Origin of the sequence: Streptomyces sp. NBC_00019 (assembly GCF_045041015.1) — a bacterium.
In the GTDB taxonomy this organism is placed as follows: Bacteria; Actinomycetota; Actinomycetes; order Streptomycetales; family Streptomycetaceae; genus Streptomyces.
The window spans coordinates 8,407,006-8,430,865 of record NZ_CP108302.1 but is presented as its reverse complement, the minus strand read 5'-3'; the positions used below and the strand labels follow the sequence as shown (position 1 = coordinate 8,430,865).

The following is a 23,860-nucleotide window of genomic DNA, read 5'->3' as shown; positions in this document are numbered from 1 at the left end:
GTCACCCCTTCCACCGGCCGAGGGTGCGCCCGCCCGCCGTCTCGCCGTCCGCCGCCGCGTCCTCGTCGACGACACCCAGGTAGCGCCGGCGGACCTCGTCGGAGGCGGCCAGTTCGGCGGCCGGGCCGGACAGGGTCACCTCGCCGACCTCGAGGACGTACGCGCGCGTGGCGAGCCGCAGGGCGAGGGCGGCGTTCTGTTCGACGAGGAGGACCGAGGTGCCCTGTTCGTTGATCTCGCGGACGGTGTCGGCGATCCGCCGGGCCATGAGCGGGGCGAGTCCGAGGGAGGGCTCGTCGAGGAGGAGGACCTTCGGGCCGGCCATCAGGGCCCGGGCGACGGCGAGCATCTGCTGTTCGCCGCCGGAGAGCAGGCCCGCGCGTTGCTGTGCGCGCTCCGCGAGGACGGGGAACAGTTCGTGGACGCGGGCGAGGGCTTTCGGCCGGCCAGCGCGGCTGCCGCCGAGGGCGCCCGCGCGCAGGTTGTCGGCGACCGTCATCCGGGCGAACACCCGCCGCCCTTCCGGAACTTGGGAGACGCCTGCGGCCACCACGCGGTCCGGGGAGAGCTGGTCGAGTCGTCGGTCGCCCAGGGTCACACCGCCCTCGGTGACCGCGCCGCCGTGGAAGGACAGCGTGCGGCTGATCGCCCGCAGCAGCGTGGACTTGCCGGCGCCGTTGGAGCCGAGGACGGTCGCCACGGTTCCCTCGGGCACCTCCAGGGACACCCGGCGCAGGGCGCGCACGGGCCCGTACCCGACCGACAGATCCCGTACCACGAGACCGGAACCCCCCATGGACTTCCCCCCTGTCCTCACTCGGTGTGGCGCTCACCCCAGCACCGGCGAGGGCGTCCGTCCACGGCCCGCGGCGGAATCGCTGCGGGTGCCCAGCGGGCCGGGCGGGGCGTTGTGCGCGTGCACAACACCGCGTGTCAGGGGCCTGTGCGCGGCCGCGTCCCGGTGTCATCCTGCGGTCATGGGAGGGCGACGGCCGCGCACCGGTCATGACTGGAAGCTGCTCGCGGAGTCCTGCACGGCTCTGCTGGAACGGGTGCCCGAGCTCGTCGACGAGCACCTACGGCAACTCACCGAGCACTCCCCCGTGTACGGGCTGGTGCTCCCGCACGACGCGCAGTGGAGGGAGGCGGAGGAGGCGTTCCGGGTCGGCATCGAGACGATCTCCGCGCCCCGGGACTCGCCACGCCGGGACCTGGAGTACGCGGAGGACGCGGGCCGGCGCCGGGCCCAGCAGGGGCTGCCGCTGGATCTGCTGGTGCACGCCTATCGCAACGCCGGCTATCTGGTGTGGGACGCGCTGGTGGAGGGCGCGGCCGGGCGGGAGCCGGAGCGGCTGGCCGCGCTGATGCGGTCGACGACGATGGTGTGGTCGGCGGTGGACGCGCAGGCCCAGGCGGCGTCGGAGGCGTACCGGGCGACGGAGGCGGAGCTGCGGCGGCGGACCGACGAACAGTTGCAGGCGTTGCTCGACGCGCTCCTGGAGGGTCAGGCCTCTGCGGGGCTCGCGGCGCGGGCGGCGGCGGGGCTGGATCTGCCGGAGCACGGGCCGTACGCGGTGGTGGTACTGCGGACCGAGCGGCGGGACGGCGGTGTGCGGCCGTTGCAGGGGGCCGGATTCCGGTTCATCTGGCGGATGCGGGCGGACTGCGAGGTCGGGGTCGTCGCGCTCACCCCGGGCCAGGGCCTGGACGGGGTGGCCCGGGCGCTCGACGGGCGCTGCTCGGGGCCCGGCGGGATCAGTCCGGTGGTGCCGGGGCTGGCCGAGCTGGGGCGGGCCCGGCGGCTCGCGGAACTGGCGCTGCGGACGTGTCCGCCGGACGCGACCGAGGTCGTACGGCTTGATCAGCGGATGCCGACGGCGCTGGTGGTGAGCCAGCCGGAGCTGGCCGACCGGCTGGTGTCGGACGTGTTCGGCGAGCTGCTGGCGCTGGAGCCCGCCGACCGGGCCGTGCTGCTTGAGACCCTCGATGTGTGGCTGACGTGCGAGGGCTCCGCGGGGCGGGCCGCGGGACGGCTGTACTGCCATCGCAACACGGTCTTCAACCGGCTACGACGACTCGAACAGCTGACGTCCCGGTCGCTGGCCCGGCCCCGGGATCTGATCGAGATGACGTTGGCGCTGGACGCGTACCGGCTCTCGGGTGCCCGGAGGTGATCAGGTCAGGAAGTCCCGGCCGATCTGCTCCGCCACCCGCTCCAGGATCGGCCCGGCGTCCGCGATGCACTTCGCCACGTCGGGCTCGATCTCGGTGAGCGGGTACGCCCGCCGGATGCCCGCCCTGCCGAGCGCCTCCGGGGGCAGGGCCAGGCGGCCGCAGACCGCGACGACCTCCTTGTCCGCGGCGCGGGCCGCGGCGGCGACGCCCGCGGGGGCCTTGCCGTGGAGGGTCTGCTCGTCGAGGGAGCCCTCGCCGGTGATGACCAGGGTGGCCTTCTCCAGCGCGGGGGCGAAGCCGAGGACGTCGAGCATGACCTCGATGCCGGGGCGGAACCGGGCGCCGACCAGCAGCGCGCCGTAGCCGATGCCGCCCGCGGCGCCCGCGCCCGGGGAGGCCGCGTGCGCGGCGGCCTTGGCGCCGAGGGCGTTCTCCAGGACGCGCGCGTAGTGGGCGAGGGCCTCGTCGAGGGCGTCCACGTCGTCCGGGGAGGCGCCCTTCTGCGGGCCGTAGACCGCGGGCGCGCCCTTCGGGCCGGTCAGCGGGTTGTCGACGTCGCTGGCGAGGACCAGCTCGACGTCGGCCAGGCGCGGGTCCAGGCCCGACAGGTCGGCCGTGGCGAGGTCGGCGAGACCGCCGCCGCCCGGAGCGACCGGTTCGCCGTCCTTGTCGAGGAACCGGGCGCCGAGCGCGGTCAGCATGCCGGCGCCGCCGTCGGTGGTGGCGCTGCCGCCGACACCGAAGACGATCGTGCGGGCGCCCGCGTCGAGCGCGGCCCGCAGCAGCTCGCCGGAGCCGTACGTGGAGGACGTGAGCGGCGCGAAGACGCCCTTGGGGAGGCGCTGGAGGCCGCTGGCCTCCGCCATCTCCACCACGGCCGTGTCGCCGCGCAGCGCGAAGGCGGCCGTGACCTCCTGGCCGAGGGGCCCGGCGGCCTTGATCTCGTGCCGTTCGAAGCCGGCCGCGACCGCCGCGTCCACGGTTCCGTCACCGCCGTCGGCCACGGGCAGCGCCTCGACCTCGACGCTCGGCACGACCCGGCGCAGCCCGGCCGTCACCCGCTCCGCGACCTGGACGGCCGTCAGCGACCCCTTGAACTTGTCCGCGGCGATGAGCACCCTCTGGGCACTGTTGCCTGCAGCGTTCGCCACCTTGCATTCCCCTTGCTCTCCGGGCCTCACGCATGTCAGGCCAGTCGCGCCGCTGCGACCTTAACCGGAGGTGCCCCTCGCCGTCATGCACCGCCCGGACCTTGAGAAGCCGCTACGACCCCACTGTGCGGTGGCCCGTAATCGGGTAAACCGGTCCTATGACCCCTGTGGGTACCGCACCAGAGCTCGCCGACCGCGTCCTCGGGGGCTGGCTGGGCCGGATCGCCGGCAACATGCTCGGCAAGCCGGTCGAGCAGGGCGACCTGTGGACGCGGGACCGGATCGACCGCTATCTGAGGCAGGCCGCCGCCCTGCCGCTGACCGACTATCTGCCCGAGCCGCCCAGCGAGAGCGACGGCTTCGAGCTGCGCCCGGAGTGGCGCCAGTGCGTGCGCGGCCGGATCCACGGCAGCTGCCGTGACGACGACGTGGACTACGCCATCCTCGGCCTGGACCTGCTGGAGACGCACGGCTTCGCCTTCAGTACCGAGCAGGTCGGGGACCTGTGGCTGCTCAGGCTGCCGTATCTGCAGACGTTCACGGCGGAACGGGCCGCCTACCGCAACCTCGCCAACGGACTGAAACCGCCGCTGACGGCGACGTACGACAACCCCTACCAGGAGTGGATCGGCGCCCTGATCCGTGCCGACATCTACGGCTGGACCTGCCCCGGCGTCCCGCGCCGCGCGGCCTCGCTGGCCCGCCGGGACGCGGTGCTGTCGCACACCGGCAACGGTGTGTACGGCGCGATGTGGGCGGCCGCGCTGGTCTCGGCGGCGTTCACCGCGTCGACGGTGCGCCAGGCCCTGGACCAGGCGCTGACCGTGATCCCGGGGAGCAGCCGGCTGGCCCGGACCGTGCGCCGGGTGATCTCCCTCCACGACACCCGGATGACCTGGGAGGACACCCTCAGCACGGTGGCCGAGGAGACCTCCGGGATGGGCTGGATCCACACCGTCCCGAACGCCGCGGTGCTCACCGCCGGGCTCCTGTACGGCGACGGCGACTTCACCCGCACCGTCACGCTGACGGTCCGCGGCGGCCTGGACACCGACTCCAACGGGGCGACCGCCGGTTCGGTGGCCGGGGTGCTGAGCGGCGCCGAGGCGATTCCGCCGCAGTGGAAGGAGCCGCTGGAGGACACGGTGCGCAGCGCGGTGTTCGGGTTCGACGGGGTACGGATCAGTGAACTGGCGGAGCGGACACTGCGGTTGGTGGACGCCGAGTGACACCGCCTCCGCGGCGCGCGGGAGGCGCGCGGCCGTCCTCGCCGGCCTGCGGGAGCCGCTCGGCGCGCTCTCCCCGCTCCGGGACGGCCTGGTTACCCTTCGTGGATGACCGCTGCTGACTTCGCCACGTACATCGCGGGTCTCCCCCGTGTCCTCGCCGGTGCCGCCGCCCTCTTCCGGGACGCGGCGGGCCGGGTGCTGCTCGTCGAGCCCAACTACCGTGACGGATGGGCGCTTCCGGGCGGCACCGTCGAGTCCGACGACGGCGAGACCCCGCGCCAGGGTGCGCGCCGGGAGACCGCGGAGGAGATAGGCCTCGACCGGGAGCTCGGCCGGCTGCTCGCGGTGGACTGGGTGCCCGGGACGGCGGCACGGCCGCCGCTGGTGGCGTACCTCTACGACGGCGGGGTGCTCGGCGAGGACGACTTCAAGGCGATCCGGCTGCAGGAGGAGGAGCTGCTGTCCTGGCGGCTCGTACCGCGCGAGGAGCTGGCCGAGTATCTGCCGGGTGCCTTGGGCCGCCGGGTGCTGGCCGCGATGGATGTGCTCGCGGGCGGCGCGGGGACGGCCGAGCTGGAGGACGGGCACCGGGTCGTCTGACGCCGCTTGGGAGCGCGGCCCGTCAGTGCCGCAGACGGGTGTTGAGGCGGGCGGCCTGTCGGGTCAGGTGGTCGCGTTCGGCGAGGTCGGTGGCCTTGCGGGCGGCCTCGGCGTACCGCCGTGCCGCCGTCGTCAGGTCTCCGTCGCGCTCGTGGAGGTACGCCGCCACCGCGGTGTGGCGGGGCAGGGAGTCCTCCAGCGCCGCGAGTGCCGCGAGGCCCGCGCGCGGTCCGTCGGCCTCGCCGACGGCGACCGCGCGGTTGAGCCGGACGACGGGGCTGTCGGTCAGTCGGGCGAGTTCGTCGTACCACTCGACGATCTGCACCCAGTCGGTCTCCCCGGCGGTGGGCGCGTCCGCGTGGAGGGCCGCGATGGCGGCCTGGGCCTGGTACTCGCCCAGCCGGTCGCGGGCCAGGGCGGTCTGGAGGATCTCGACGCCCTCGGCGATCGCCCCGGTGTCCCAGCGGCCGCGGTCCTGCTCGGCGAGGGTCACCAGGCTGCCGTCGGGCGCGGTCCGGGCGGCACGGCGGGCGTGGTGGAGCAGCATGAGGGCGAGCAGCCCCGCCACCTCGGGGTGGTCGATGACGGCCGCGAGCTGCCGGGTGAGCCGGATGGCCTCGGCGGCGAGGTCGACGTCGCCGGAGTAGCCCTCGTTGAAGACCAGGTAGAGGACGCGCAGCACGGTGGCGACGTCACCGGGCCGTTCGAACCGTACGCCGGAGACGGTGCGCTTGGCACGGCTGATGCGCTGCGCCATGGTCGCCTCGGGCACCAGGTACGCCTGGGCGATCTGCCGGGTGGTGAGGCCGCCGACGGCGCGCAGGGTGAGGGCGACCGCGGACGACGGTGTCAGCGAGGGGTGGGCGCACAGGAAGTAGAGCTGAAGCGTGTCGTCCACCGCGGGCGCGGGTCCGGGCGCCGGCTCCTCGTCGAGACGGTCCTCACGCCGGCGCCGGGCGGTGTCCGCGCGGGTGGCGTCGAGGAACTTGCGCCAGGCCACCGTGACCAGCCAGCCCTTCGCGTCCCGCGGAGGGTCGGCCTGCCAGACGCGGACCGCCTCCACGAGCGCGTCCTGCACGGCGTCCTCGGCCGCCGCGAAGTCGGCTCCGCGGCGGACGAGGACGGTGAGCACGCTCGGCGTGAGGCTCCTCAGCAGGGCCTCGTTCATCAATGGCACTCCGCGATGGTGGGGGGTACGGACAGGAACGGGCGCAGTTCGAGCCACTCGTGGATCGGCTTGCCGCCCGCCCCGGGAGCGGCGGACAGTTCCCCGGCCAGCTCGACGGCGCGCTCGCAGGTGTCGACGTCGATCACCATCCAGCCGGCGATGACGTCCTTGGTCTCGGCGAAGGGACCGTCGGTGACCGGCGGGCGGCCCTCACCGTCGTAGCGGACCCACGCGCCCCCGGGGGCGAGCGCCTGCCCGTCGACGAACTCGCCGCTCTTCTCCAGCCGGTCCGCGAAGTCCCGCATGTACTGCACGTGCGCCGAGATCTCCTCCGGCGTCCACTGGTCCATGGGGACGTCGTTCACCGCGGCCGGGGCTCCCCGGTAGTGCTTCAGCAGCAGGTACTTGGCCATGGTGGTTCTCCTCGGTACTGGTGTGGCCCATTGTGGCCGCGTTCACCCCTGGGACGGAGCGGGTCACGGGTTCTCGACATCACCGTCCAAGATTTTTTCGGAGCCGGGTGCGGCCGTACGTCGACGAGGGACGACGGCCGACATAACCGCTCGCTCCCGACAACCCCGCCGATCTACCCTCGGCCCCATGGACAAGCCTCTCGTCGCCCTGCTCAGTGGCGCAGGTATTTCGACCGATTCCGGGATTCCGGACTATCGCGGCCCCAATGGCCTGTGGCGGCGGGACCCGGAGGCCGAGAAGCTCGTGACGTACGGGTACTACATGGACGATCCGGAGATCCGGCGCCGCTCGTGGCGGATGCGGCGTGAGAACCGGACGCTCAAGGCCGAGCCGAACGCCGCGCACATCGCCGTGGCCGAGCTGGAGCGCTCCGGGGTGCCGGTGCGGGTCATCACGCAGAACGTGGACGGGCTGCACCAGCTCGCCGGGATGCCGGCCCGCAAGGTGCTCGAACTGCACGGCTCCGCACGGAGTTTCGTGTGCACGAAGTGTCATGTGCGCGGACCTATGGAGGACGCCCTCGCCCGGGTCGAGGCCTGCGAGGACGATCCGGCGTGCCGGGAATGCGGCGGGATCCTCAAGTCCGCGACCGTGATGTTCGGTGAACGGCTCGACCCGGTGGTGCTCGGCGAGGCGGTCTCGATCACCAAGGCGTGCCAGGTGTTCATCGCCGTCGGCAGCACCCTCCAGGTCCAGCCCGCCGGCGGGCTCGCCGGTGTCGCCGCCGACCACGGGGCGCGGCTGATCATCGTCAACGCCGAGCCGACGCCGTACGACGAACGCGCCGACGAGGTGGTGCGGGAGCCGATCGGGACGGCACTGCCGAGGCTGCTGCGGCGGCTTCGCGCGGAGGGTTCTCCGCGTCCGATGTGACGCGGTGCCGTCCTGAGCGCGTGACGGGCCGACGGCCTCAGAACAGTGCTGTTCCCCGCTCGAAGTCCAGCAGTCGCTGCTTGCGTTCCAGGCCGCCGCCGTAGCCCGTCAGGCTGCCGTCGGCGCCGACGACGCGGTGGCAGGGGACGATGATGCCGATCGGGTTCTTGCCGTTGGCGAGGCCGACCGCGCGGGAGGCGCCGGGGTTGCCGAGGGCGTCGGCGAGGTCGCCGTAGGTGCGGGTCTCGCCGTGGGGGATGCGGAGCAGCTGCTGCCAGACGCTGCGCTGGAACGAGGTGCCGTCCAGGTGGAGTTCGAGGGTGAACTCCTTCAACTCCCCGGCGAAGTAGGCCGCCAGCTGGTCGGCCGGCTCACCGAAGGGGCGGTCGTCGCGCTCGCCGAAGTTCTCCTGGGGCGGGCGGTGGCGTTGGTCGGTCATGTAGAGGCCGCTGAGGGTGCCGTCCGTCGCGACGAGGGTCAGCGGGCCGTACGGACTGTCGATGGTGGTGTGCTGTTTCGCTGAACTCACGGAACGTCCTTACACCGGGAGGAAGTTGATCGGGTGGCTGTCGGTCGCCCACAGGTACTGGACCGCGTACGCCCGCCAGGGCCGCCAGGCCGCCGCACGCGCGGTCAGCGCGGCCGGGGTCGACGGGAGGCCCAGCTCCTGGGCGGCCTTGCGGATGCCGAGGTCGGTGGGGAGGAAGGCGTCGGGGTCGCCGAGGGCGCGCATCGCGATGACGTCGACCGTCCAGGGGCCGAAGCCGGGCAGGGCGAGGAGGCGGGCGCGGGTCTCCGCCCAGTCGCCCTCCACGCCCAAGTTGAGTGAGCCGTCCGCCAGTTGGGCGACCAGGGTGGTGAAGGTGGCGCGGCGGGTGCGGGGCATCGCCAGCGAGTCCGGGTCGAGCGCGGCGAGCGCCTCCGGGGACGGGAAGAGGTGGGTCAGACCGCCCTCGGTGTCGTCCAGCGGCTCGCCGTGCGCGGTCACCAGACGGGCCGCGTGGGTGCGGGCCGCCGCCGTGGACACCTGCTGCCCGAGGACCGCCCGTACGGCGAACTCCGCCTCGTCCACCGTCCGCGGCACCCGTCGCCCCGGAGCCTTGTCGACCAGCGGCGCCAGCACCGGGTCCGTGCGCAGCTGGTCGTCGATCGCGACCGGATCGGCGTCCAGGTCGAGCATGCGCCGGCAGCGGCTGATGGCGACGGTCAGGTCGCGCAGGTCGCTGAGGGTGAGGCGGCAGGCGATGTGGTCGGGGTTGGGGGTGAGCGTCACGATGCCGTGGCCGTACGGCAGTCGGAGCGTGCGCCGGTACGCGCCGTCCCGCCATTCCTCCACCCCCGGTACGGCGGTCGCCGCGAGGTGGCCGAAGAGGTTGTCGGGGTTGAGGGGGGCGCGGAACGGCAGACGCAGGGTGAGGGCGCCCGGGGTGCTCGCGGCGTTGCCCTTCTTCGGTGCCCGGGTGCGCAGTTCGCTCGGCGAGAGGGCGAACACCTCGCGCACGGTGTCGTTGAAGGTGCGGATGGAGGAGAAGCCGGCGGCGAAGGCGATCTCCGCCATCGGCAGCGGGGTCGTCTCGATCAACAGCCGTGCCGTCTGGGCGCGTTGGGCCCTCGCGAGAGCGAGCGGGCCCGCGCCGAGCTCGGCGAGGAGCTGGCGTTCGATCTGCCGGGTGCTGTAGCCGAGCCGGGAGGCGAGTCCGGGCACGCCCTCGCGGTCGACGATGCCGTCGGCGATCAGCCGCATCGTCCGGGCGACCAGGTCCGCGCGCTGGTTCCACTCGGGAGAGCCGGGGCTGGTGTCCGGGCGGCAGCGCTTGCACGCCCGGAAGCCGGCCTGCTGACAGGCGGCCGCGCTCGGATAGAACGTCATGTTCTCCGGCTTGGGCGGCACCACCGGACAACTGGGCCGGCAGTAGATCCGGGTCGTCAGGACCGCCGTGAAGAACCACCCGTCGAACCGGGCGTCCTTGGACTGGACCGCGCGCACGCAGCCCTCGGTGTCGGTGTGCATCCCCTTCTGCATACGTCCAGCATGGGGCAGTCACCGGGCATGGGCTGGCGGGAATCCGACATCAACCTCACGCTTCCTGCGCCGTCCCGGATCACCACGCGGATTCGCGCAGCTGCCGCAGCCCGACCAGCAAGGGCGCGGCCGAACTGGGGCGTGAACTGGGCGACGCGGGCGGGCCGTTGCCGGTCGCGGGGTGGGGGTACGGCGACGGGCGGGCGCCGGACGCGGCTGACGGCCCCGAGCCGACACGGGCACCCTGTGAGCGGCCCGCTCACACCCCTCGCGTCCGAGCCGCCAGCAAGGCGATGTCGTCGCGCGCCGATCCTGTCGCGGCGTGCGCCAGGATCCCGTCGAGGATCTCGTCCAGGCCTCCGCCGGGCAGCAGGCGCAGTTCCGTCAGTCGGTGCAGGGAGACGTCGATGTCCTCGGCCCAGCGTTCCACGAGGCCGTCGGTGTAGAGGAGCAGCACCCCGCCCGGGACGCCCGGACGGGTGACCGTCTCGTAGACGCCCATGCCGGTGCCCAGAGGTGGGCCGGCCGGCCGCGGAACCAGTTCCACGCGGCCGTCGGGCAGGATCCGCAGCGGTGGCAGGTGGCCGGCGTTCGCGTAGCTGACCGTGTCCGTGGCCGGGTCGCCCAACGCCAGCAGGCAGGTGGCGACGCGTTCGAAGCCGGACCCGGCGACCATGCGCTCGGCGGCGGCGAGCATCTCGTGCAGGGACATTCCGGAGGAGGCGAGGGCACGCAGCATGGAGCGGTAGTGGCTCATCGCGACGGCGGCCTCGACGCCGTGGCCCATGACATCGCCGATGACCAGCAGGTTGCGGCCGTGCGGAAGCGCCAGCGACGGTATTCACGCCCCAGTTCCGCCGTCGCGCCCGCCAGCAGCGTCTCGACGTCCTCGGACAGCAGGGTCCGTGGGAGGGGGAAGTCCGACCGCACAGGAACCTCCCGTTCTCCAGGGCAGTGGGTTCCATGATCGGGCGGCCGCAGCGGAGGTGCACCCGGACACGCTCCGGTCACGGCGCTGGGTGCTGTCGCGGCTGCCGCTCGCGGTGCTCGTGCCGGTGTACGGCTGAGCCGCACCCCCTGACGGCGGAACGTGGTGCTGACACCCGTAAGGAGCCGCGTTCCGCGGCAAAGACGCTGGTCAGCGTCGCCGTGGGGCGGCGCTGAGGCCGGTGCGGGCGGTGTGATCGGTTGCGGGGTGTCGGGGCGGTTCCCACCGTGGGCGCAAGAGCAGCAGCTTCAGCGCTTCGAAAGAAACTCCATGCGCGCCCTAGTCTCCCGCGGCCTTCTCGTGCCGCCCCTGGTCTGTGCCGCACTGGTCTTCGGACCGGTCGGCACTGCCGCCGCCGTCGGCGACGCGGGCCGAGCGGTGCCGGGCCTGAGCATCAGCGAGGCCGCCCTGCGCTCCGACGCCGAGACGGACACGGTTCTCGACCACGACGGCGCGCTGGCGCCCCTCCTCGACACGGTCGCTGACCTCGGCGAGGCGGACGGCTCCCGGCTCGCCCCGGAGGCGGCGGCCGCGTACGCGGAGGAGTTGCGGGCCTGGAACCTGACCGTCCAGGAGCGCCTGAAGAGCCTGGACCGCCCGGCCGACCGGTCCGTGGCCGCGGCGGCCGATCCCGTGGGTGACCTGCTGTCCTCGCTCACGTCCGCGGTCCAGGGTCTGATCAGTGCGTTGACCTCGCTCGACCTCGGCGGAGTGCTGAGCGCGGTCACCGGCCTGCTGTCCCCGGTGCTGGGACTGGTCACCGGGCTCCTCGGCGGCGGCCTGCCGGAGGTGCCGGCGCTGCCCGTGGCGTAGTGCCGGCTCGCCTGCCGGGCCGCTCGGAATCCCACCCGGGCGGCCCGGTCGCGTACGGTCGCCCGCGTCAGCCGACCTCTGCGGCGAACACCCCGTACGCGCCCTCGTCGAACAGGACGAACCTGACCTCCTCGACCTCGGTCTTCGCGGCCCTTACCGTCGCCACGGCGATGCGGGCGGCGTCCTGCATCGGCCAGCGGTAGACGCCGGTGGAGATGGCGGGGAACGCGACGGTGCGGGCGCCGAGTTCGTCGGCGACGCGCAGGGATTCGCGGTAGCAGGAGGCCAGCAGGTCGGAGCGGTCCTCGGACCGGCTGAACACGGGCCCCACGGTGTGGATCACCCAGCGGGCGTGCAGATTGCCCGCCGTGGTCGCCACCGCTCGGCCTGTCGGCAGGCCCTTGCCGTACTGGGAGGCGCGGAGCTTGCGGCAGTCCTCCAGGATGGCCGGGCCGCCGCGGCGGTGGATGGCGCCGTCGACGCCTCCGCCGCCGAGCAGCGAGGAGTTCGCCGCGTTGACGATGGCGTCGGCGCTCTCGCCGGTGATGTCGCCCTGGACGAGCGTGATGGTGGTCATGTCTGCCGCAGCCTCCTCCACACCGCTTTCGCCGCGTTGTGCCCGGACATGCCGTGCACGCCCGGGCCCGGCGGGGTGGCGGACGAGCAGATGAAGACGGCCGGGTGCGGGGTGGCGTACGGGGACAGTGAGAGCTTGGGGCGCAGCAGGATCTGCAGTCCGGTGACCGCGCCGGAGCCGATGTCGCCGCCGACGTAGTTGGCATTGCGGGCGGCCAGTTCGGGCGGGCCGGCGGTGGCACGGGCCAGGACCAGGTCGCGGAACCCCGGGGCGAAACGCTCCAGTTGGCGCTCGATGGCGTCGGTGAGGTCCCCGGTCCAGCCGCTCGGGACATGGCCGTAGGCCCAGAAGACGTGCTTGCCCTCGGGGGCCCGGGTGGGGTCCACCACGCTGGGCTGCACGGTGATCATGAACGGTTTGTCGGGGGCCCTGCCCTCCCGGGACGCCGCGCGCAGGGCGGCGCTGATCTCGGCGGTGTTCGCGCCGATCTGCACGGTGCCGGCGATGCGGGGCTCCGGCGCGGTCCAGGGCACCGGGCCGTCGAGGGCGTAGTCGACCTTGAAGACGCCCGGGCCGTACCGGTAGTTGTCGTAGTAGCGGCCGAAGCCGGCGATGCGGGCCAGCGCGGTGGGCGAGGTGTCGAAGATGTAGGCGCGGGCGGGCGGCAGGTCGTCGAGGCGTTTGACCTCGTAGTCGGTGTGGATGGCGCCGCCGAGGTCCTCGAGGTAGGCCGCGAGCGCGTCGGAGATGGACTGGGAGCCGCCGCGGGCGACGGGCCAGCCGCGCGCGTGCGCGGCGAGCGCGAAGACCAGGCCGATGGCGCCGGTGGCGAAGCCGGAGAGGGGCGCCATGACGTGCGCGACGAGACCGGCGAACAGCGCCTTGGCGCGCTCGTCGCGGAAGCGGCGCAGCAGCCAGGTCGACGGGGGCAGTCCGACGAGGCCGAAGCGGGCGAGGGTCACCGGGTCGCGGGGCAGCGCGGTCATCGGCAGCGACATGAAGTCCCGGACCAGGGTGTCCCATCGGGGCAGGAACGGCTCGACCAGCCTGCGGTACGCCCCCGCGTCGCGCGGCCCGAACGAGGCGGCCGTCTCGGCGACCGAACGGGAGAGCACGGCGGCGGTGCCGTCGGTGAAGGGGTGGGCCATGGGGAGGTCGGCGTGCAGCCACTCCAGGCCGTACCGCTCCAGTGGAAGGGCGCGGAACGCGGGCGAGTTGATGCCCAGGGGGTGTGCGGCGGAGCACGGGTCGTGCCGGAAGCCCGGCAGCGTGAGTTCCTCGGTGCGGGCTCCCCCGCCGACGGTGTCGCGGGCCTCGAAGAGGGCCACGGAGAAGCCGCGGCGGGCCAGCTCCACGGCAGCGGTCAGTCCGTTCGGTCCCGCACCCACCACGCATGCGTCAAGCATCGACGGCACCTTCGGACTCCTTCGTCAGCCGATGGCCACTGGATCAGGATAGGACGGGGCACCGTCGGTCCCGGGTCGCGGGGGACTCGAGCGCGGGCGGTGTCCGGACGGTCACCGTCGGTGGCGTACATCGCGACCCGCGCGCACCCGTCCGCCGAGCCGTGCCTCAGACCCCGCCCGCCAGCAGCCCCACGATCCGTCGTGCCGTCGCCGCGTCCCGTGCCGTGGTGAACGGCAGGGTGTTGCCGCCGGTGATGCGGAACGGCTCGCCGGTGACGGTCAGGTGGGCGCCGCCCGCCTCCTCGACGAGGAGCAGGCCCGCCGCGTGGTCCCAGGCCGCCTCCCAGGAGAAGGCGGTGGCGTCCAACCGGCCACGGGCGATGGCGAGATACTCCAGGCCGGCGGAACCGCAGGCGCGGGGGGCGATGCCGTCCGTCCACAGCCCCAGCAGGGCGCGCTTCTGTTCGTCCGTCGTGTAGTCCGGGTGGGAGGTGGCCACTTCGAGGTCCCGGCCGGGCTCCGGCGGTCCGGCGAACAGTCGCTCGCCGTCGAGGAAAGCGCCCTGGCCCCGTACGGCGGTGGCGAGTTGGTCACGAGCCGGCGCGTAGATCCACGAGGCGCGCAGCACGCCGCCCTGGGCGAGTGCGACCAGGGTGCTGAAGCCGTCCTCCCCGCGCACGAACTGCCGTGTCCCGTCGACCGGGTCGACGATCCAGACCGGGGCGTCGCCGCGTATCGCCTCGTACGAGGCCGGGTTGGCGTGCACGGCCTCCTCGCCGACCACGACGGAGCCGGGCAGGAGGGCGCCGAGCGCTTCGGTGAGGTGCTGTTCGGCCAGCCGGTCGGCGTCCGTCACCAGGTCGTGCGGCCCGCTCTTCTGGTCGACCTCGTGCGCGGCGAGCTGACGGAAGCGGGGCATGATCTCGGCCGCGGCGGCCTTGCGGAGGGCCTCCTCCACGTCGGCCGAGTGGCGGGCGAGAAACTCGTCGATGGTTTCCGTGTCTTCGATCATGACTCCATAAGAGCACGCCCTACTGACAATCCCCACCCGATGGGTGGACTGTGGGTGGAATCACGCTGAATACCGGGATATGGCATCAATGGCCGGGAGTGAGCGTGGCGTGGGCTCAGCGGCCCACCGCGTACCCCTGCATCCCCCGCGGATTCGCCGCCGCCGACAGGATCCCCGTCTCCGGGTCCCGGGCGACCGCGCACAGCCGTCCCTCCGACCAGGGGTCGCTCACGGTGACGTCATGCCCGCGCCGGCGCAGCTCCTCGACGACCCCGGCGTCCGTGCGGGCCTCGACCGTCACGCTGCCGGGCCGCATGCCGCGCGGGTAGAAGGACCCGGGGAAGCTGTCGTTGTGCCAGTTGGGCGCGTCGATCGCGCCCTGCAGGTCGAGGCCCCCGCGCACCGCCGGCCGCAGCGCGACCGCGAGGAAGAAGTGCAGCTGCCACTGGTCCTGCTGGTCCCCGCCGGGCGTGCCGAAGGCCATGACGGGCACGCCGTCGCGCAGCGCGATCGAGGGCGTGAGGGTGGTCCGGGGGCGGCGGCCCGGCGTCAGCGAGTTCGGCAGGCCCTCCTCCAGCCAGGTCATCTGGAGCCGGGTACCGAGCGGGAAGCCCAGTTCGGGCACGACGGGGTTGGACTGGAGCCAGCCGCCGCTGGGGGTGGCGGCGACCATGTTGCCCCAGCGGTCGACGACGTCGAGGTGGCAGGTGTCGCCGCGGGTGGTGCCGTCGGCGGCGACCTCGGGCTCGCCGGGCACCGGGGAGGCCGGGCTCTTGGCGACGGTGGGCTCCCCCGCCCCCATGGGGCTGAAGCCGGGGTCGTCCGTCGCGACCACGTGCGCGTGCGCGCACAGCCGGGGCGCGCGCCCGCCGGGACTGCCGGGCCGCAGTTCGTACGAGGCCTTGTCGCCGACCAGAGCCCGCCGGCCCGCGTTGTACGCGTCCGTGAGCAGCTCGTCGAGCGGCACCTCGGCCGCGTCGCCGTACCAGGCCTCGCGGTCGGCCATGGCGAGCTTGCAGCCCTCGATCAGCAGGTGGACGTAGTCGGCGGACCCGTATGCGGGCAGCTCGGCCGGGAGCAGCGCGAGTTGCTGGAGGAGCGCCGGGCCCTGGCTCCAGGGGCCGGCCTTGCAGAGCGTCCACCCCTTCCAGTCGTACGTCGCCGGGGTCTCGTACGTCGCGGACCACCCGGCGAGGTCGTCGGCCGTCAGCGTGCCGGTGTGCCGCTCCCCGCTGGTGTCCATGGTGGGCCGCCGCGCCTGCCGTACCAGCGCCTCGCCGATGAACCCGGTCCGCCAGACCTCCCGCGCCGCCTCGATCTGTGCGACCCGGTCGCCCGCCGCGTCGACCTCGGCGAGCAGCCGCTTCCAGGTGGCGGCCAGCGCGGGGTTGCGGAACAGCTCGCCGGGGCGGGGAGGCTGTCCGCCGGGCAGATAGATCTCCGCCGACGAGGTCCACTCGGCCTCGAACAGCTCCCGGACGGTCTCGACGGTCGCCCCGACGTTGTCCACGGGCGCGTGCCCGTCCTCGGCGTACCCGATGGCGTACCGGAGCACCTCGGCGAGGGGCTTGGTCCCGTGATCGCGGAGCAGGAGCATCCAGGCGTCGAAGGCGCCGGGGACGGCGGCCGCGAGGGGTCCCGTTCCGGGGACGAGATCCAGCCCGAGCTCCTTGTAGTGCGCGACGGAGGCTCCGGCCGGGGCGACGCCCTGTCCGCACAGCACCCGTACCTCGCCGCCCGCCGGGGCGAGCAGGATCGGCACCTCCCCGGCGGGCCCGTTGAGGTGTGGCTCGACCACGTGCAGCACGAACGCCCCCGCCACGGCCGCGTCGTAGGCGTTGCCGCCGTCCTCCAGCACGGCCATCGCCGACTGCGAGGCGAGCCAGTGGGTGGAGGACACCATGCCGAAGGTGCCCTGGAGGGTGGGTCGGGTGGTGAACACGGGCGGACTCCTCACTGCGGGGGCGGCGCTGCGCATGATCGTACGAAGGAAGCTATGCGGGCCGTGTGCCCGCCGTGAGGAGATGTCCGCTGATCCCCAGGAGCGTCGGTTCCGACTCGATGCGCCGGCTCGCCGCCAGGACGACCTCGCGGCGTTCCGGGTCGTCCAGCCAGTCCTCGACGCCGCCCATCAGCCAGGCGGCGCCCTCCAGGCCGTACTGGCCGTCGACGGTGAGCCCGGCGTCGGTGAACTCGGCGGGGGCCTCGTCGGGTCGGGCGAAGTAGGCGGTGGTGAACAGGCCGCCCTCGGTGCCGTGCCGGCCGTGGTCGCCGACCGCGTCGGTGCGGGCGCGTTGCGCCGGGTCGAAGTAGCGCTCCTCGCGCAGCAGGTCGTGCAGTCCCGCGAACCGGTTGATGGTCGCCGCGACCACCAGTCCACCGGGCCGGACCGCCCGGCAGGCCTCCGCCAACGCCCTGACCCGGTCGGCGCGTTCGGGCAGGTGGTACAGCGGGCCGAGCAGCAGTACCACGTCGTGGGCGGCGTCGGCGGCGGGCAGTGCGCGGGCGTCACCGGCGCGCGCGGTGACGCCGGGGATCCGTGCCGCCTGCTCCACATGGAGCGGTACGGGGTCCACGAGGTCGACCTCGTACCCGTCCCGCACCAGCCACTCCGCGTGCACCCCGCTGCCGCCGCCGACGTCCAGCACCCGGGCCGGCGCCGGGGGCAGCAGCCGTCGCAGCACGTCCTGCGTACGCCAGAACTCCAGCCGCCCGGCGGGAGCCCCTCCGTCCCGCAGGCGGGCGTCCTCGTTGCCGCGTGCGTAGTAGGCGAGGATCTCGTCACGGACGGCGGGCCGCCGGGGCTGTGTCGTCTCTGTCATGGCACCAGGTTGCTGATCGGTGCCCGGACCACGCAACGGGAATTCACTCCCGCGCCCGCACCAGCCCCGACTCGTAGGCGAACACGACCAGTTGGGCCCGGTCCCGCGCCCCCAGTTTCGTCATCGCGCGGCTGACGTGCGTCTTGACCGTGAACGGGCTGATGACCATGTGCGCGGCGATCTCCTCGTTGGTCAGCCCCCGCGCGGCCAGGCCCGTCACCTCGCGCTCGCGAGGGGTGAGGCACTCCAGGCCGGGGGCCGTGGCGCGGTCCGGGGGTCTGGAGACGAACTCGCCGATCAGGGTGCGGGTGACCGACGGCGACAGCAACGCCTCGCCGCCCGCCACCACGTCGATCGCCTGCAACAGGTCAGCCGGGTCCGTGTCCTTCAGCAGAAAGCCGCTGGCGCCGGCGCGCAGCGCCTCGAACACATAGCTGTCGAGGCCGTAGTTGGTGAGGATCACCACGCGCACCCCGGCCAGTGCGGGGTCCGCGGCGATGTGGCGTGTCGCCTCGATGCCCGTCATCACCGGCATCTGCACGTCGACCAGCGCGATGTCGGGCACCTCGGCCCGCACCAGCGCCAGGCCCTGTTCCCCGTCGGCCGCCTCACCGACCACCTCGATGCCGTCCTCGGCCTCCAGCAGGGCCCGGAAACCGGCCCGCATCAGCGCCTGGTCGTCGACGAGCGCCACCCGGATCATCCGGCCTCCCCCACCGGCAGTTCGGCCCGCACCGCGAAGCCGCCCTCCGTGCGCGGGGCGGCGTGCAGGGTCCCGCCTAGCGCCGTCACCCGCTCCCGCATGCCGGTCAGGCCGATGCCCGGCGCGAAGGGCCGGTCCGGGGCGGCGTTCCCGTCGTCCTCCACGGCCACCGTCACCCGGTCCTGCCCGTAGGCGAGCCGCACCCGCACCTTCGCCGGCCCGGCATGCCGGGCCGCGTTCGTCAGCGCCTCCTGGACGGTGCGGTACACCGCCTTCTCGACCGTCGCGCCCAGCTCGCACTCCTCGCCCGTCACCGTCAGGTCCACCGCGAGCCCGGCGGCCCGCGCCCGCTCCACCAGCAGTGCGGGCGTGCCGACGACCTCGTCGGTGCGCAGGATCTCCAGCGTGGACCGCAGTTCCCGCATGGCCTCGCCGCTCGCCTCCTGGATGGCCAGCAGGGCGGGCGGTATCTCCTCGCCCCGTTTGCGGGCGAGGTGCACCGCGACGCCCGCCTGGAGCTTGACGATCGAGATGCTGTGGGTGAGGGAGTCGTGCAACTCACGGGCGATCCGCAGGCGTTCCTCACCGGCCCGGCGCAGCGCCGCCTCCTCACGGGTGCGTTCCGCCTCCAGGGCGCGCTGTTCGGTCTGGCGCAGATACGCCTGCCAGTTCCGGTCGGCCAGGCCTGTCACCGCCGCGAACAGGAACCAGCCCGCGAGCAGCGCCGCGTTCTCCACGATGTCCCGGGTGGCCGGGCCCGTCGCCACGTACGCCGCCAGGTACAGCCCGCTCGCCAGAAGGGCCCAGCCCCGGTGCCCCACGCGTGCCGCCGTGTGCACGGCGGCCAGGACGGGGAGGGCGGCCGGCAGTCCGGGCTGCGCGTGCAGGACGTACGCCGCGCCGGACGCGGTCGAGACGGCCAGCACCGCCCGTGGGGCCGGCCGGTAGAAGGCCAGCGCGGCCGAACTCACCGCCACCAGGCCGTAGTCCAGCCATCCCCTGTCCCCGTCGAAGGCGACCGTGGTCATCGCCAACGCGCCGACCACGACCGCCAGCGCCGCGTCGGCCAGCCCCTTGTGTGTGACCATGTGCCCGCCCATGTCCGCACACTAGAGGGCCCTGCCGACACCCGCGTCAGCCCTGTGGACAACTCTGCGACTACTCCCGCCGTAGTACACCGCGGGCTCGTCCCGCCCCCCGGACGCAGCGTCAACTCCCTTCGGACGTACGACGACCGAGGGCACCCGGTCGGCGCACGCTGCTCTCCATGTCCACACCCTTCCGCTACACCGAGCCAGAGCCGCCCAAGGCGGCCACCGGTCGCGTCGCCGAGGTCTACGAGCAGCTCGCCCGCGAGTTCGGCATCGACGAACCGGTCACCTTCGTGGTCCTCTCCTCCGCCCCCGAACTCCTCGCCCCCGCCTGGGCGCTGATGCGCGAATCGTTGATCGCGGGACCCGGCAGCCGCACCGGCAAGGAGCTGGCGGCGCTCGGGGTGTCGCTCGCCAACCGGTGCCCGTTCTGCGTGGACGCGCACACCGTGCTGCTGCACGCCACCGGCGACCACGCCCTGGCCGAACGCCTCGCGCGCGGGGAGCGGCCCGAGAACGAGGAGCACGCGCGCGTACTGGACTGGGGGAAGCAGACCCGCGTACCGGGTGGCCTCGGCCCCGAGCCGTATCCGTTCCCGGGCGAGGACGCCCCCGGCTACCTCGGCACCGCGCTCGCCTTCCACTTCATCAACCGGATCGTCTCCGCGCTGGTGACCGAGAACCTGCTGCCGGGCAACGCCCAGCGCTTCCGCGCGGTCCGCAGTCTCGCGGGCCGCACGCTGGCCCGGACCGTACGCCGCCCGGCCCGGCCCGGCGCCGCACTCGCGCTGCTCGACCTCCCCGACCCCGGCGAGGCCCCCGCGTGGGCGGGCGGCACGGCCGTCGGTCCCGCCTACGCGGCGCTGCTCCGGGCGGCCATGTCGGGTGGCGCCCTGCTCGACGCCGACGACCAGGACCTCGTGGAAGAGGTCCTGCTGGACTGGGACGGAGCGCACCCGTCCCTCACCCCGGACCCCTTCCCCGACCGGCGCGAGCGGCCCGGGGCCCGCCTCGCGCTGCTGGCCGCCCTCGCGCCGTACCGCATCACCGACGAGGACGTCGCCGCCTGGCGCCGCCCCGAGCACACCGACCACTGTCTGGTGCACCTCGTCGCGTACGGGGCGTTCCTGGCGGTGGACCGGATCGAATCGGCGTTCACCCGCAACTCCGTGCGGACATAACAGGACACACGACGCGTCAACAACGGGCCGCTGTCACCGCACATGTACGGAGCGAGTTGGCACTTCCGCCCCACAGGGAGTCGTGTGACACTGGCGTCCCGTCCGCAGTTCGGACACCTTCCGCACCGTCCCCCACGGAAAAGTGCGCCTGTGCGTTCCCTTCCTCTGCCGCTCGCCCTGACCGCGCGTCTGTCCCCGGTCGTCGTGCTCGCCGCCGCGGGCTGGTCGCTCTCCTCAGGACCGGCCCCGACCGCCGACAGCGACTCCGCGTCGAAGGGCGGCGGTACGCGATCCGCCTCGGCCCCTGCGACCGCGGCGGCCTCGAAGGCCTACACCGCGGCCCCCTCGCCCTGCGGCAGCGTCTCCACGAAGAACATCAAGTCCCTGGTACCGGGCACCAAGACGGCCGGCAAGGAGATCCCGTCGACGGACACGAAGCTCCGCCGCACCTGCTCCTGGAACGCGCTCAAGGGGTACGACTACCGCTGGCTCGACGTGTCCTTCGAGATCACGGACTCGGACGAAGCGGCGCAGACGTCGTACAAGGAGCGCATCGAGGAGAAGAGCGGCGGAGGGGACGTTCCGGGCCTGGGTGACCAGGGCTACTCGGTCGTGAACCTCACCACCGAGGACAAGCAGCAGACCCGCGAGGGCACGGTCATCGTCCAGGCCTCCAACGCGCTGGTGATCATCACGTACAACGGCAGCGACTTCGAGTCGAAGAAGGCGCCCGACACGGATGTGATCAACAAGGGCGCCATCAAGGCGGCCAAGGACGCGGTGGCAGCACTGGAGGGCGGTCAGTAGCACCGACCGCCCTCTCAGCCGTGGACATCAGACCTCGATGCCCTCCTGCTCCCTGCCCTTCGGCAGCATCAGCGCGACGTACAGCACCAGCGAGGCGCCCAGGCCCACGGCCCAGCCGTAGTCGGACAGCGGCTTGAGGAACGGGATCAGACCGTCGGTCGGGAACGGCCCCGTCTTGACCCCGTCCGCGCCGACGGCCGAGTGCGACCCGCCGACCGCGAGGATGCCGCCGACCAGGAAGGCGGCGATCGCCCGCCAGTTCCAGCCGTTGGTGTACCAGTAGCGTCCGCCGGGTGTGTACAGGTCCGCCAGGTGCAGCACCGTCCTGCGCACGATCCAGTAGTCGGCGATGAGGATGCCCGCGACCGTGCCGAGCAGACCGCCGACCACACCGAGCCAGGTGAAGATGTAGAACTCGGGCGTCGAGATCAGCTTCCACGGGAAGATCAGGATGCCGACGACACCCGTGATCAGCGCGCCCGTACGGAAGTTGATGAGCTTCGGTGCCAGGTTCGCCAGGTCGTACGCCGGTGAGACGACGTTCGCCGCGATGTTCACGGAGATGGTCGCGACGAGGACGATGATCAGCGCGAAGAGGAGACCGAAGGCGTTGTCCGCCTTGGCGGCCAGCTCCACCGGGTCCCAGATCGCCGTGCCGTAGACGACCTCGGAGCCGGAGGTGACCAGCACGGCGAGGACCGCGAAGAGCGTCATGGTCGTGGGCAGACCGAGGGACTGCCCCCAGGTCTGTGCCTTCTGACTGGCGCCGAAGCGCGTGAAGTCGGGGATGTTGAGCGACAGCGTCGCCCAGAAGCCGATCATGCCCATGAGCGAGGGGAAGAAGACCGGCCAGAAGTCCGGGCCCCAGCCGAGCTTGGACGGCTGGTCGAGCAGCGCGCCGAAGCCGTCCGCCTTGACCGCGATCCAGATCAGCAGCACGAGCGCGCCGACGATGACGAAGGGCGCGGCCCAGTTCTCGAAGTGCCGCAGGAAGTCCATGCCGCGGTAGATGATGGCGATCTGCAGCGCCCAGAAGAGCAGGAAGCACAGCCACAGCGGCCACGGGTTGCCGGCGATCTGCCCCGCGTTCTCCCAGTGCCCGCCGGTGAGCTTGGAGCCCAGCGCGAAGATGCCGCTGCCGCCGATCCAGGTCTGGATGCCGAACCAGCCGCAGGCCACGGCCGCCCGGATCAGTGCCGGGATGTTGGCGCCGCGCAGACCGAAGGAGGCGCGGGCCAGGACCGGGAAGGGGATGCCGTACTTGGGTCCGGCGTGCCCGGTGGCCAGCATCGGCAGCAGCACGATGATGTTGGCCAGGGCGATGGTGAAGACGGCCTGCTTCCAGTCCATGCCGAGCGCGACCAGGCCGGAGGCCAGGGTCCAGCTGGGGATGCAGTGGGCCATGGAGATCCACAGGGCCGCGAAGTTGTACGTCGTCCACTTGCGCTCGGAGACCGGTACGGGACGCAGGTCCTCGTTGGCGAAGGGACTGTCGGCGGGGTAGGCCCCGGGGCTGAGTTCGATCCGGCCGTCGGGGCCGGCGGACTGGGATATCTGCGACCCCGTGGGGACTGTGTCGGTCATGGGCAGGCCAATCGATGAGAGCGGGACGGGATAGGCCGTGCGGGGGCCGGCGGGACCGGGGAATGGAGGGTCCCGCCGCCCCTCTCCGCCCCGGAACGGCGGGACGGAGAGGGGGGGCAAGGTGTGGGGGGGCGGGGGGAACGGGACCGTGGGGGTCAGGCGTTGACGGCGGGGATCACCTTCGAGCCGTAGGCGTCGATGACGGTCTCCTGCGCGTCGTGCATGTCGTAGACGGCGAACTGGTCGACGCCCAGCTCACGCAGGGCGTTGAGCTTCTCGATGTGCTTCTCGACGGGCCCGATGATGCAGAACCGGTCGACGATCTCGTCGGGCACGAAGGCGGTGTCGGGGTTGTCGGAGCGGCCGTGGTGGGAGTAGTCGTATCCCTCGCGGGCCTTGATGTAGTCGGTGAGTTCGTCGGGTACGGCGGCGGAGTGCTCGCCGTACTTGGAGACCAGGTCGGCCACGTGGTTGCCGACCATCCCGCCGAACCAGCGGCACTGGTCGCGCGCGTGGGCGAGGGCCTCGGGCGAGTCGTCCTCGGTGACGTAGGCGGGGGCGGCGACGCAGATCTTCACCTCGGAGGGGTCGCGCCCGGCGGCGACGGCCGCGTCCTTGACGGCCTTGACCATGTACTCGGTGAGGTAGAGGTCGGCGAGCTGGAGGATGAAGCCGTCGGCCTCCTCACCGGTCATCTTCAGCGCCTTGGGGCCGTACGCGGCCATCCATACGGGGAGTTGGGCGTCCTCCTTGATCCAGGGGAACTTGATGACCGTGCCCCCGAGGTCGGCCTCCTGGCCGGAGCCGAGCGCCTTGATGACCTTCATGGCCTCGCTGATGCGGGCGAGGGTGTTCGGGGCACGGCCCGCGACGCGCATCGCGGAGTCGCCGCGTCCGATGCCGCAGACCGTGCGGTTGCCGAACATGTCGTTGAGGGTGGCGAACGTGGAGGCGGTGACCTCCCAGGTGCGGGTGCCCGGGTTGGTGACCATGGGGCCGACCGTCAGCTTGGAGGTGTTGGCGAGGATCTGACTGTAGATCACGAACGGTTCCTGCCAGAGCACGGCGGAGTCGAAGGTCCAGCCGTACGTGAAGCCGTTGCGCTCGGCCCGCTTCATCAGGCTGACGACCTTCGAGGCCGGCGGGTCGGTCTGCAGGACGAGTCCGAAGTCCATGTGCGCCA

23 protein-coding genes are annotated in these 23,860 nt (G+C 72.9%); 7 read left to right on the top strand and 16 right to left on the bottom strand.

Annotated elements, in window-relative coordinates:
• Window position 1: 1 nt before the first annotated feature.
• On the bottom strand, window positions 2–796 hold the full coding sequence (locus OHU89_RS39045; protein ID WP_405649681.1) for an ABC transporter ATP-binding protein: 795 nt from the start codon (window positions 794–796) through the stop codon (window positions 2–4).
• 181 nt (window positions 797–977) lie between these two features.
• Here OHU89_RS39045 and OHU89_RS39040 point away from each other — a divergent pair, with 181 nt between their 5' ends.
• Complete coding sequence (locus OHU89_RS39040; RefSeq protein ID WP_266886129.1) at window positions 978–2,174, top strand: CdaR family transcriptional regulator; 1,197 nt, start codon at window positions 978–980, stop codon at window positions 2,172–2,174.
• Here OHU89_RS39040 and OHU89_RS39035 read toward each other — a convergent pair whose 3' ends face one another.
• On the bottom strand, window positions 2,175–3,293 hold the full coding sequence (locus OHU89_RS39035; RefSeq protein WP_405654839.1) for a glycerate kinase: 1,119 nt from the start codon (window positions 3,291–3,293) through the stop codon (window positions 2,175–2,177).
• A 191-nt stretch (window positions 3,294–3,484) separates the two neighbouring features.
• Between OHU89_RS39035 and OHU89_RS39030 the strand changes: the two genes are divergently transcribed.
• Window positions 3,485–4,555 (top strand): ADP-ribosylglycohydrolase family protein, encoded by a 1,071-nt coding sequence (locus OHU89_RS39030; protein WP_266886131.1) that lies wholly within the window; start codon window positions 3,485–3,487, stop codon window positions 4,553–4,555.
• Window positions 4,556–4,660: 105 nt separating this feature from the next.
• Window positions 4,661–5,155 carry an NUDIX domain-containing protein gene (locus OHU89_RS39025; protein WP_405649678.1) on the top strand — a complete coding sequence of 165 codons (495 nt, stop codon included), beginning with the start codon at window positions 4,661–4,663 and terminating at the stop codon, window positions 5,153–5,155.
• A gap of 22 nt (window positions 5,156–5,177) precedes the next feature.
• On the opposite strand, the gene OHU89_RS39020 is transcribed toward OHU89_RS39025, so the two are convergent.
• Together OHU89_RS39020 and OHU89_RS39015 are read right to left on the bottom strand one after the other, a co-directional pair.
• Window positions 5,178–6,323, bottom strand: a complete 1,146-nt coding sequence (locus OHU89_RS39020; protein ID WP_405649676.1) for an RNA polymerase sigma factor — start codon at window positions 6,321–6,323, stop codon at window positions 5,178–5,180.
• A complete protein-coding gene (locus OHU89_RS39015) occupies window positions 6,323–6,736 on the bottom strand; it encodes a YciI family protein (protein ID WP_405649674.1) in 414 nt (137 codons plus the stop codon). The genes OHU89_RS39020 and OHU89_RS39015 overlap by 1 nt, the downstream gene beginning before the upstream one ends.
• Before the next feature lie 187 nt (window positions 6,737–6,923).
• Between OHU89_RS39015 and OHU89_RS39010 the strand changes: the two genes are divergently transcribed.
• The gene (locus OHU89_RS39010) at window positions 6,924–7,670 is read left to right on the top strand and encodes an SIR2 family NAD-dependent protein deacylase (RefSeq protein WP_405649672.1); all 747 of its coding nucleotides are present in this window, start codon (window positions 6,924–6,926) and stop codon (window positions 7,668–7,670) included.
• A 37-nt stretch (window positions 7,671–7,707) separates the two neighbouring features.
• On the opposite strand, the gene OHU89_RS39005 is transcribed toward OHU89_RS39010, so the two are convergent.
• The 3 genes from OHU89_RS39005 to OHU89_RS38995 all read right to left on the bottom strand — a co-directional run bounded on the left by OHU89_RS39005 (window position 7,708) and on the right by OHU89_RS38995 (window position 10,501).
• A complete protein-coding gene (locus OHU89_RS39005; protein WP_405649670.1) occupies window positions 7,708–8,199 on the bottom strand; it encodes a methylated-DNA--[protein]-cysteine S-methyltransferase in 492 nt (163 codons plus the stop codon).
• 9 nt (window positions 8,200–8,208) lie between these two features.
• Complete coding sequence (locus tag OHU89_RS39000; RefSeq protein ID WP_405649668.1) at window positions 8,209–9,693, bottom strand: AlkA N-terminal domain-containing protein; 1,485 nt, start codon at window positions 9,691–9,693, stop codon at window positions 8,209–8,211.
• A 259-nt stretch (window positions 9,694–9,952) separates the two neighbouring features.
• Window positions 9,953–10,501 carry a PP2C family protein-serine/threonine phosphatase gene (locus tag OHU89_RS38995; protein ID WP_405654837.1) on the bottom strand — a complete coding sequence of 183 codons (549 nt, stop codon included), beginning with the start codon at window positions 10,499–10,501 and terminating at the stop codon, window positions 9,953–9,955.
• A gap of 450 nt (window positions 10,502–10,951) precedes the next feature.
• Between OHU89_RS38995 and OHU89_RS38990 the strand changes: the two genes are divergently transcribed.
• Window positions 10,952–11,494 (top strand): hypothetical protein, encoded by a 543-nt coding sequence (locus OHU89_RS38990; protein WP_405649666.1) that lies wholly within the window; start codon window positions 10,952–10,954, stop codon window positions 11,492–11,494.
• A 67-nt stretch (window positions 11,495–11,561) separates the two neighbouring features.
• Here the strand turns inward: OHU89_RS38990 and OHU89_RS38985 are convergent, their stop codons facing one another.
• The 7 genes from OHU89_RS38985 to OHU89_RS38955 all read right to left on the bottom strand — a co-directional run bounded on the left by OHU89_RS38985 (window position 11,562) and on the right by OHU89_RS38955 (window position 19,114).
• On the bottom strand, window positions 11,562–12,071 hold the full coding sequence (locus tag OHU89_RS38985; protein ID WP_405649664.1) for an O-acetyl-ADP-ribose deacetylase: 510 nt from the start codon (window positions 12,069–12,071) through the stop codon (window positions 11,562–11,564).
• Entirely contained in the window at window positions 12,068–13,477 is a 1,410-nt protein-coding gene (locus OHU89_RS38980; RefSeq protein WP_405649662.1) for a phytoene desaturase family protein, read from the bottom strand. The genes OHU89_RS38985 and OHU89_RS38980 overlap by 4 nt, the downstream gene beginning before the upstream one ends.
• A 166-nt stretch (window positions 13,478–13,643) precedes the next feature.
• Complete coding sequence (locus tag OHU89_RS38975; protein ID WP_365410409.1) at window positions 13,644–14,489, bottom strand: inositol monophosphatase family protein; 846 nt, start codon at window positions 14,487–14,489, stop codon at window positions 13,644–13,646.
• Window positions 14,490–14,604: 115 nt separating this feature from the next.
• Complete coding sequence (locus OHU89_RS38970; protein ID WP_405649660.1) at window positions 14,605–16,431, bottom strand: gamma-glutamyltransferase family protein; 1,827 nt, start codon at window positions 16,429–16,431, stop codon at window positions 14,605–14,607.
• A gap of 52 nt (window positions 16,432–16,483) precedes the next feature.
• On the bottom strand, window positions 16,484–17,311 hold the full coding sequence (locus OHU89_RS38965) for a class I SAM-dependent methyltransferase (protein ID WP_405649658.1): 828 nt from the start codon (window positions 17,309–17,311) through the stop codon (window positions 16,484–16,486).
• A 43-nt stretch (window positions 17,312–17,354) separates the two neighbouring features.
• Window positions 17,355–18,014 carry a response regulator gene (locus tag OHU89_RS38960; protein WP_405649656.1) on the bottom strand — a complete coding sequence of 220 codons (660 nt, stop codon included), beginning with the start codon at window positions 18,012–18,014 and terminating at the stop codon, window positions 17,355–17,357.
• Window positions 18,011–19,114 (bottom strand): histidine kinase, encoded by a 1,104-nt coding sequence (locus OHU89_RS38955; protein ID WP_405649654.1) that lies wholly within the window; start codon window positions 19,112–19,114, stop codon window positions 18,011–18,013. Before OHU89_RS38955 ends, OHU89_RS38960 begins: the two co-directional genes overlap by 4 nt.
• 167 nt (window positions 19,115–19,281) lie before the next feature.
• Between OHU89_RS38955 and OHU89_RS38950 the strand changes: the two genes are divergently transcribed.
• Entirely contained in the window at window positions 19,282–20,286 is a 1,005-nt protein-coding gene (locus tag OHU89_RS38950) for a carboxymuconolactone decarboxylase family protein (RefSeq protein WP_405649653.1), read from the top strand.
• Between the two features lie 150 nt (window positions 20,287–20,436).
• Window positions 20,437–21,093, top strand: coding sequence for a hypothetical protein (locus OHU89_RS38945; RefSeq protein WP_405649651.1), 657 nt, complete (start codon window positions 20,437–20,439; stop codon window positions 21,091–21,093).
• 27 nt (window positions 21,094–21,120) lie between these two features.
• On the opposite strand, the gene OHU89_RS38940 is transcribed toward OHU89_RS38945, so the two are convergent.
• Window positions 21,121–22,677: an NCS1 family nucleobase:cation symporter-1 gene (locus OHU89_RS38940; protein ID WP_405649649.1), complete on the bottom strand. Its 1,557-nt coding sequence runs from the start codon at window positions 22,675–22,677 to the stop codon at window positions 21,121–21,123.
• Between the two features lie 155 nt (window positions 22,678–22,832).
• Complete coding sequence (locus OHU89_RS38935; protein WP_405649647.1) at window positions 22,833–23,852, bottom strand: TIGR03842 family LLM class F420-dependent oxidoreductase; 1,020 nt, start codon at window positions 23,850–23,852, stop codon at window positions 22,833–22,835.
• Window positions 23,853–23,860 lie beyond the last annotated feature (8 nt).

What these genes read in the sequence shown, in the direction of transcription:
- OHU89_RS39045 (WP_405649681.1), bottom strand. Translation starts at nt 796, where the DNA reads ATGGGGGGTTCCGGTCTCGTGGTACGGGATCTGTCGGTCGGGTACGGG.
- OHU89_RS39040 (WP_266886129.1), top strand. Translation starts at nt 978, where the DNA reads ATGGGAGGGCGACGGCCGCGCACCGGTCATGACTGGAAGCTGCTCGCG.
- OHU89_RS39030 (WP_266886131.1), top strand. Translation starts at nt 3,485, where the DNA reads ATGACCCCTGTGGGTACCGCACCAGAGCTCGCCGACCGCGTCCTCGGG.
- OHU89_RS39025 (WP_405649678.1), top strand. Translation starts at nt 4,661, where the DNA reads ATGACCGCTGCTGACTTCGCCACGTACATCGCGGGTCTCCCCCGTGTC.
- OHU89_RS39020 (WP_405649676.1), bottom strand. Translation starts at nt 6,323, where the DNA reads ATGAACGAGGCCCTGCTGAGGAGCCTCACGCCGAGCGTGCTCACCGTC.
- OHU89_RS39015 (WP_405649674.1), bottom strand. Translation starts at nt 6,736, where the DNA reads ATGGCCAAGTACCTGCTGCTGAAGCACTACCGGGGAGCCCCGGCCGCG.
- OHU89_RS39010 (WP_405649672.1), top strand. Translation starts at nt 6,924, where the DNA reads ATGGACAAGCCTCTCGTCGCCCTGCTCAGTGGCGCAGGTATTTCGACC.
- OHU89_RS39000 (WP_405649668.1), bottom strand. Translation starts at nt 9,693, where the DNA reads ATGCAGAAGGGGATGCACACCGACACCGAGGGCTGCGTGCGCGCGGTC.
- OHU89_RS38990 (WP_405649666.1), top strand. Translation starts at nt 10,952, where the DNA reads ATGCGCGCCCTAGTCTCCCGCGGCCTTCTCGTGCCGCCCCTGGTCTGT.
- OHU89_RS38985 (WP_405649664.1), bottom strand. Translation starts at nt 12,071, where the DNA reads ATGACCACCATCACGCTCGTCCAGGGCGACATCACCGGCGAGAGCGCC.
- OHU89_RS38980 (WP_405649662.1), bottom strand. Translation starts at nt 13,477, where the DNA reads ATGCTTGACGCATGCGTGGTGGGTGCGGGACCGAACGGACTGACCGCT.
- OHU89_RS38975 (WP_365410409.1), bottom strand. Translation starts at nt 14,489, where the DNA reads ATGATCGAAGACACGGAAACCATCGACGAGTTTCTCGCCCGCCACTCG.
- OHU89_RS38965 (WP_405649658.1), bottom strand. Translation starts at nt 17,311, where the DNA reads ATGACAGAGACGACACAGCCCCGGCGGCCCGCCGTCCGTGACGAGATC.
- OHU89_RS38960 (WP_405649656.1), bottom strand. Translation starts at nt 18,014, where the DNA reads ATGATCCGGGTGGCGCTCGTCGACGACCAGGCGCTGATGCGGGCCGGT.
- OHU89_RS38955 (WP_405649654.1), bottom strand. Translation starts at nt 19,114, where the DNA reads ATGGGCGGGCACATGGTCACACACAAGGGGCTGGCCGACGCGGCGCTG.
- OHU89_RS38950 (WP_405649653.1), top strand. Translation starts at nt 19,282, where the DNA reads ATGTCCACACCCTTCCGCTACACCGAGCCAGAGCCGCCCAAGGCGGCC.
- OHU89_RS38940 (WP_405649649.1), bottom strand. Translation starts at nt 22,677, where the DNA reads ATGACCGACACAGTCCCCACGGGGTCGCAGATATCCCAGTCCGCCGGC.
- OHU89_RS38935 (WP_405649647.1), bottom strand. Translation starts at nt 23,852, where the DNA reads ATGGACTTCGGACTCGTCCTGCAGACCGACCCGCCGGCCTCGAAGGTC.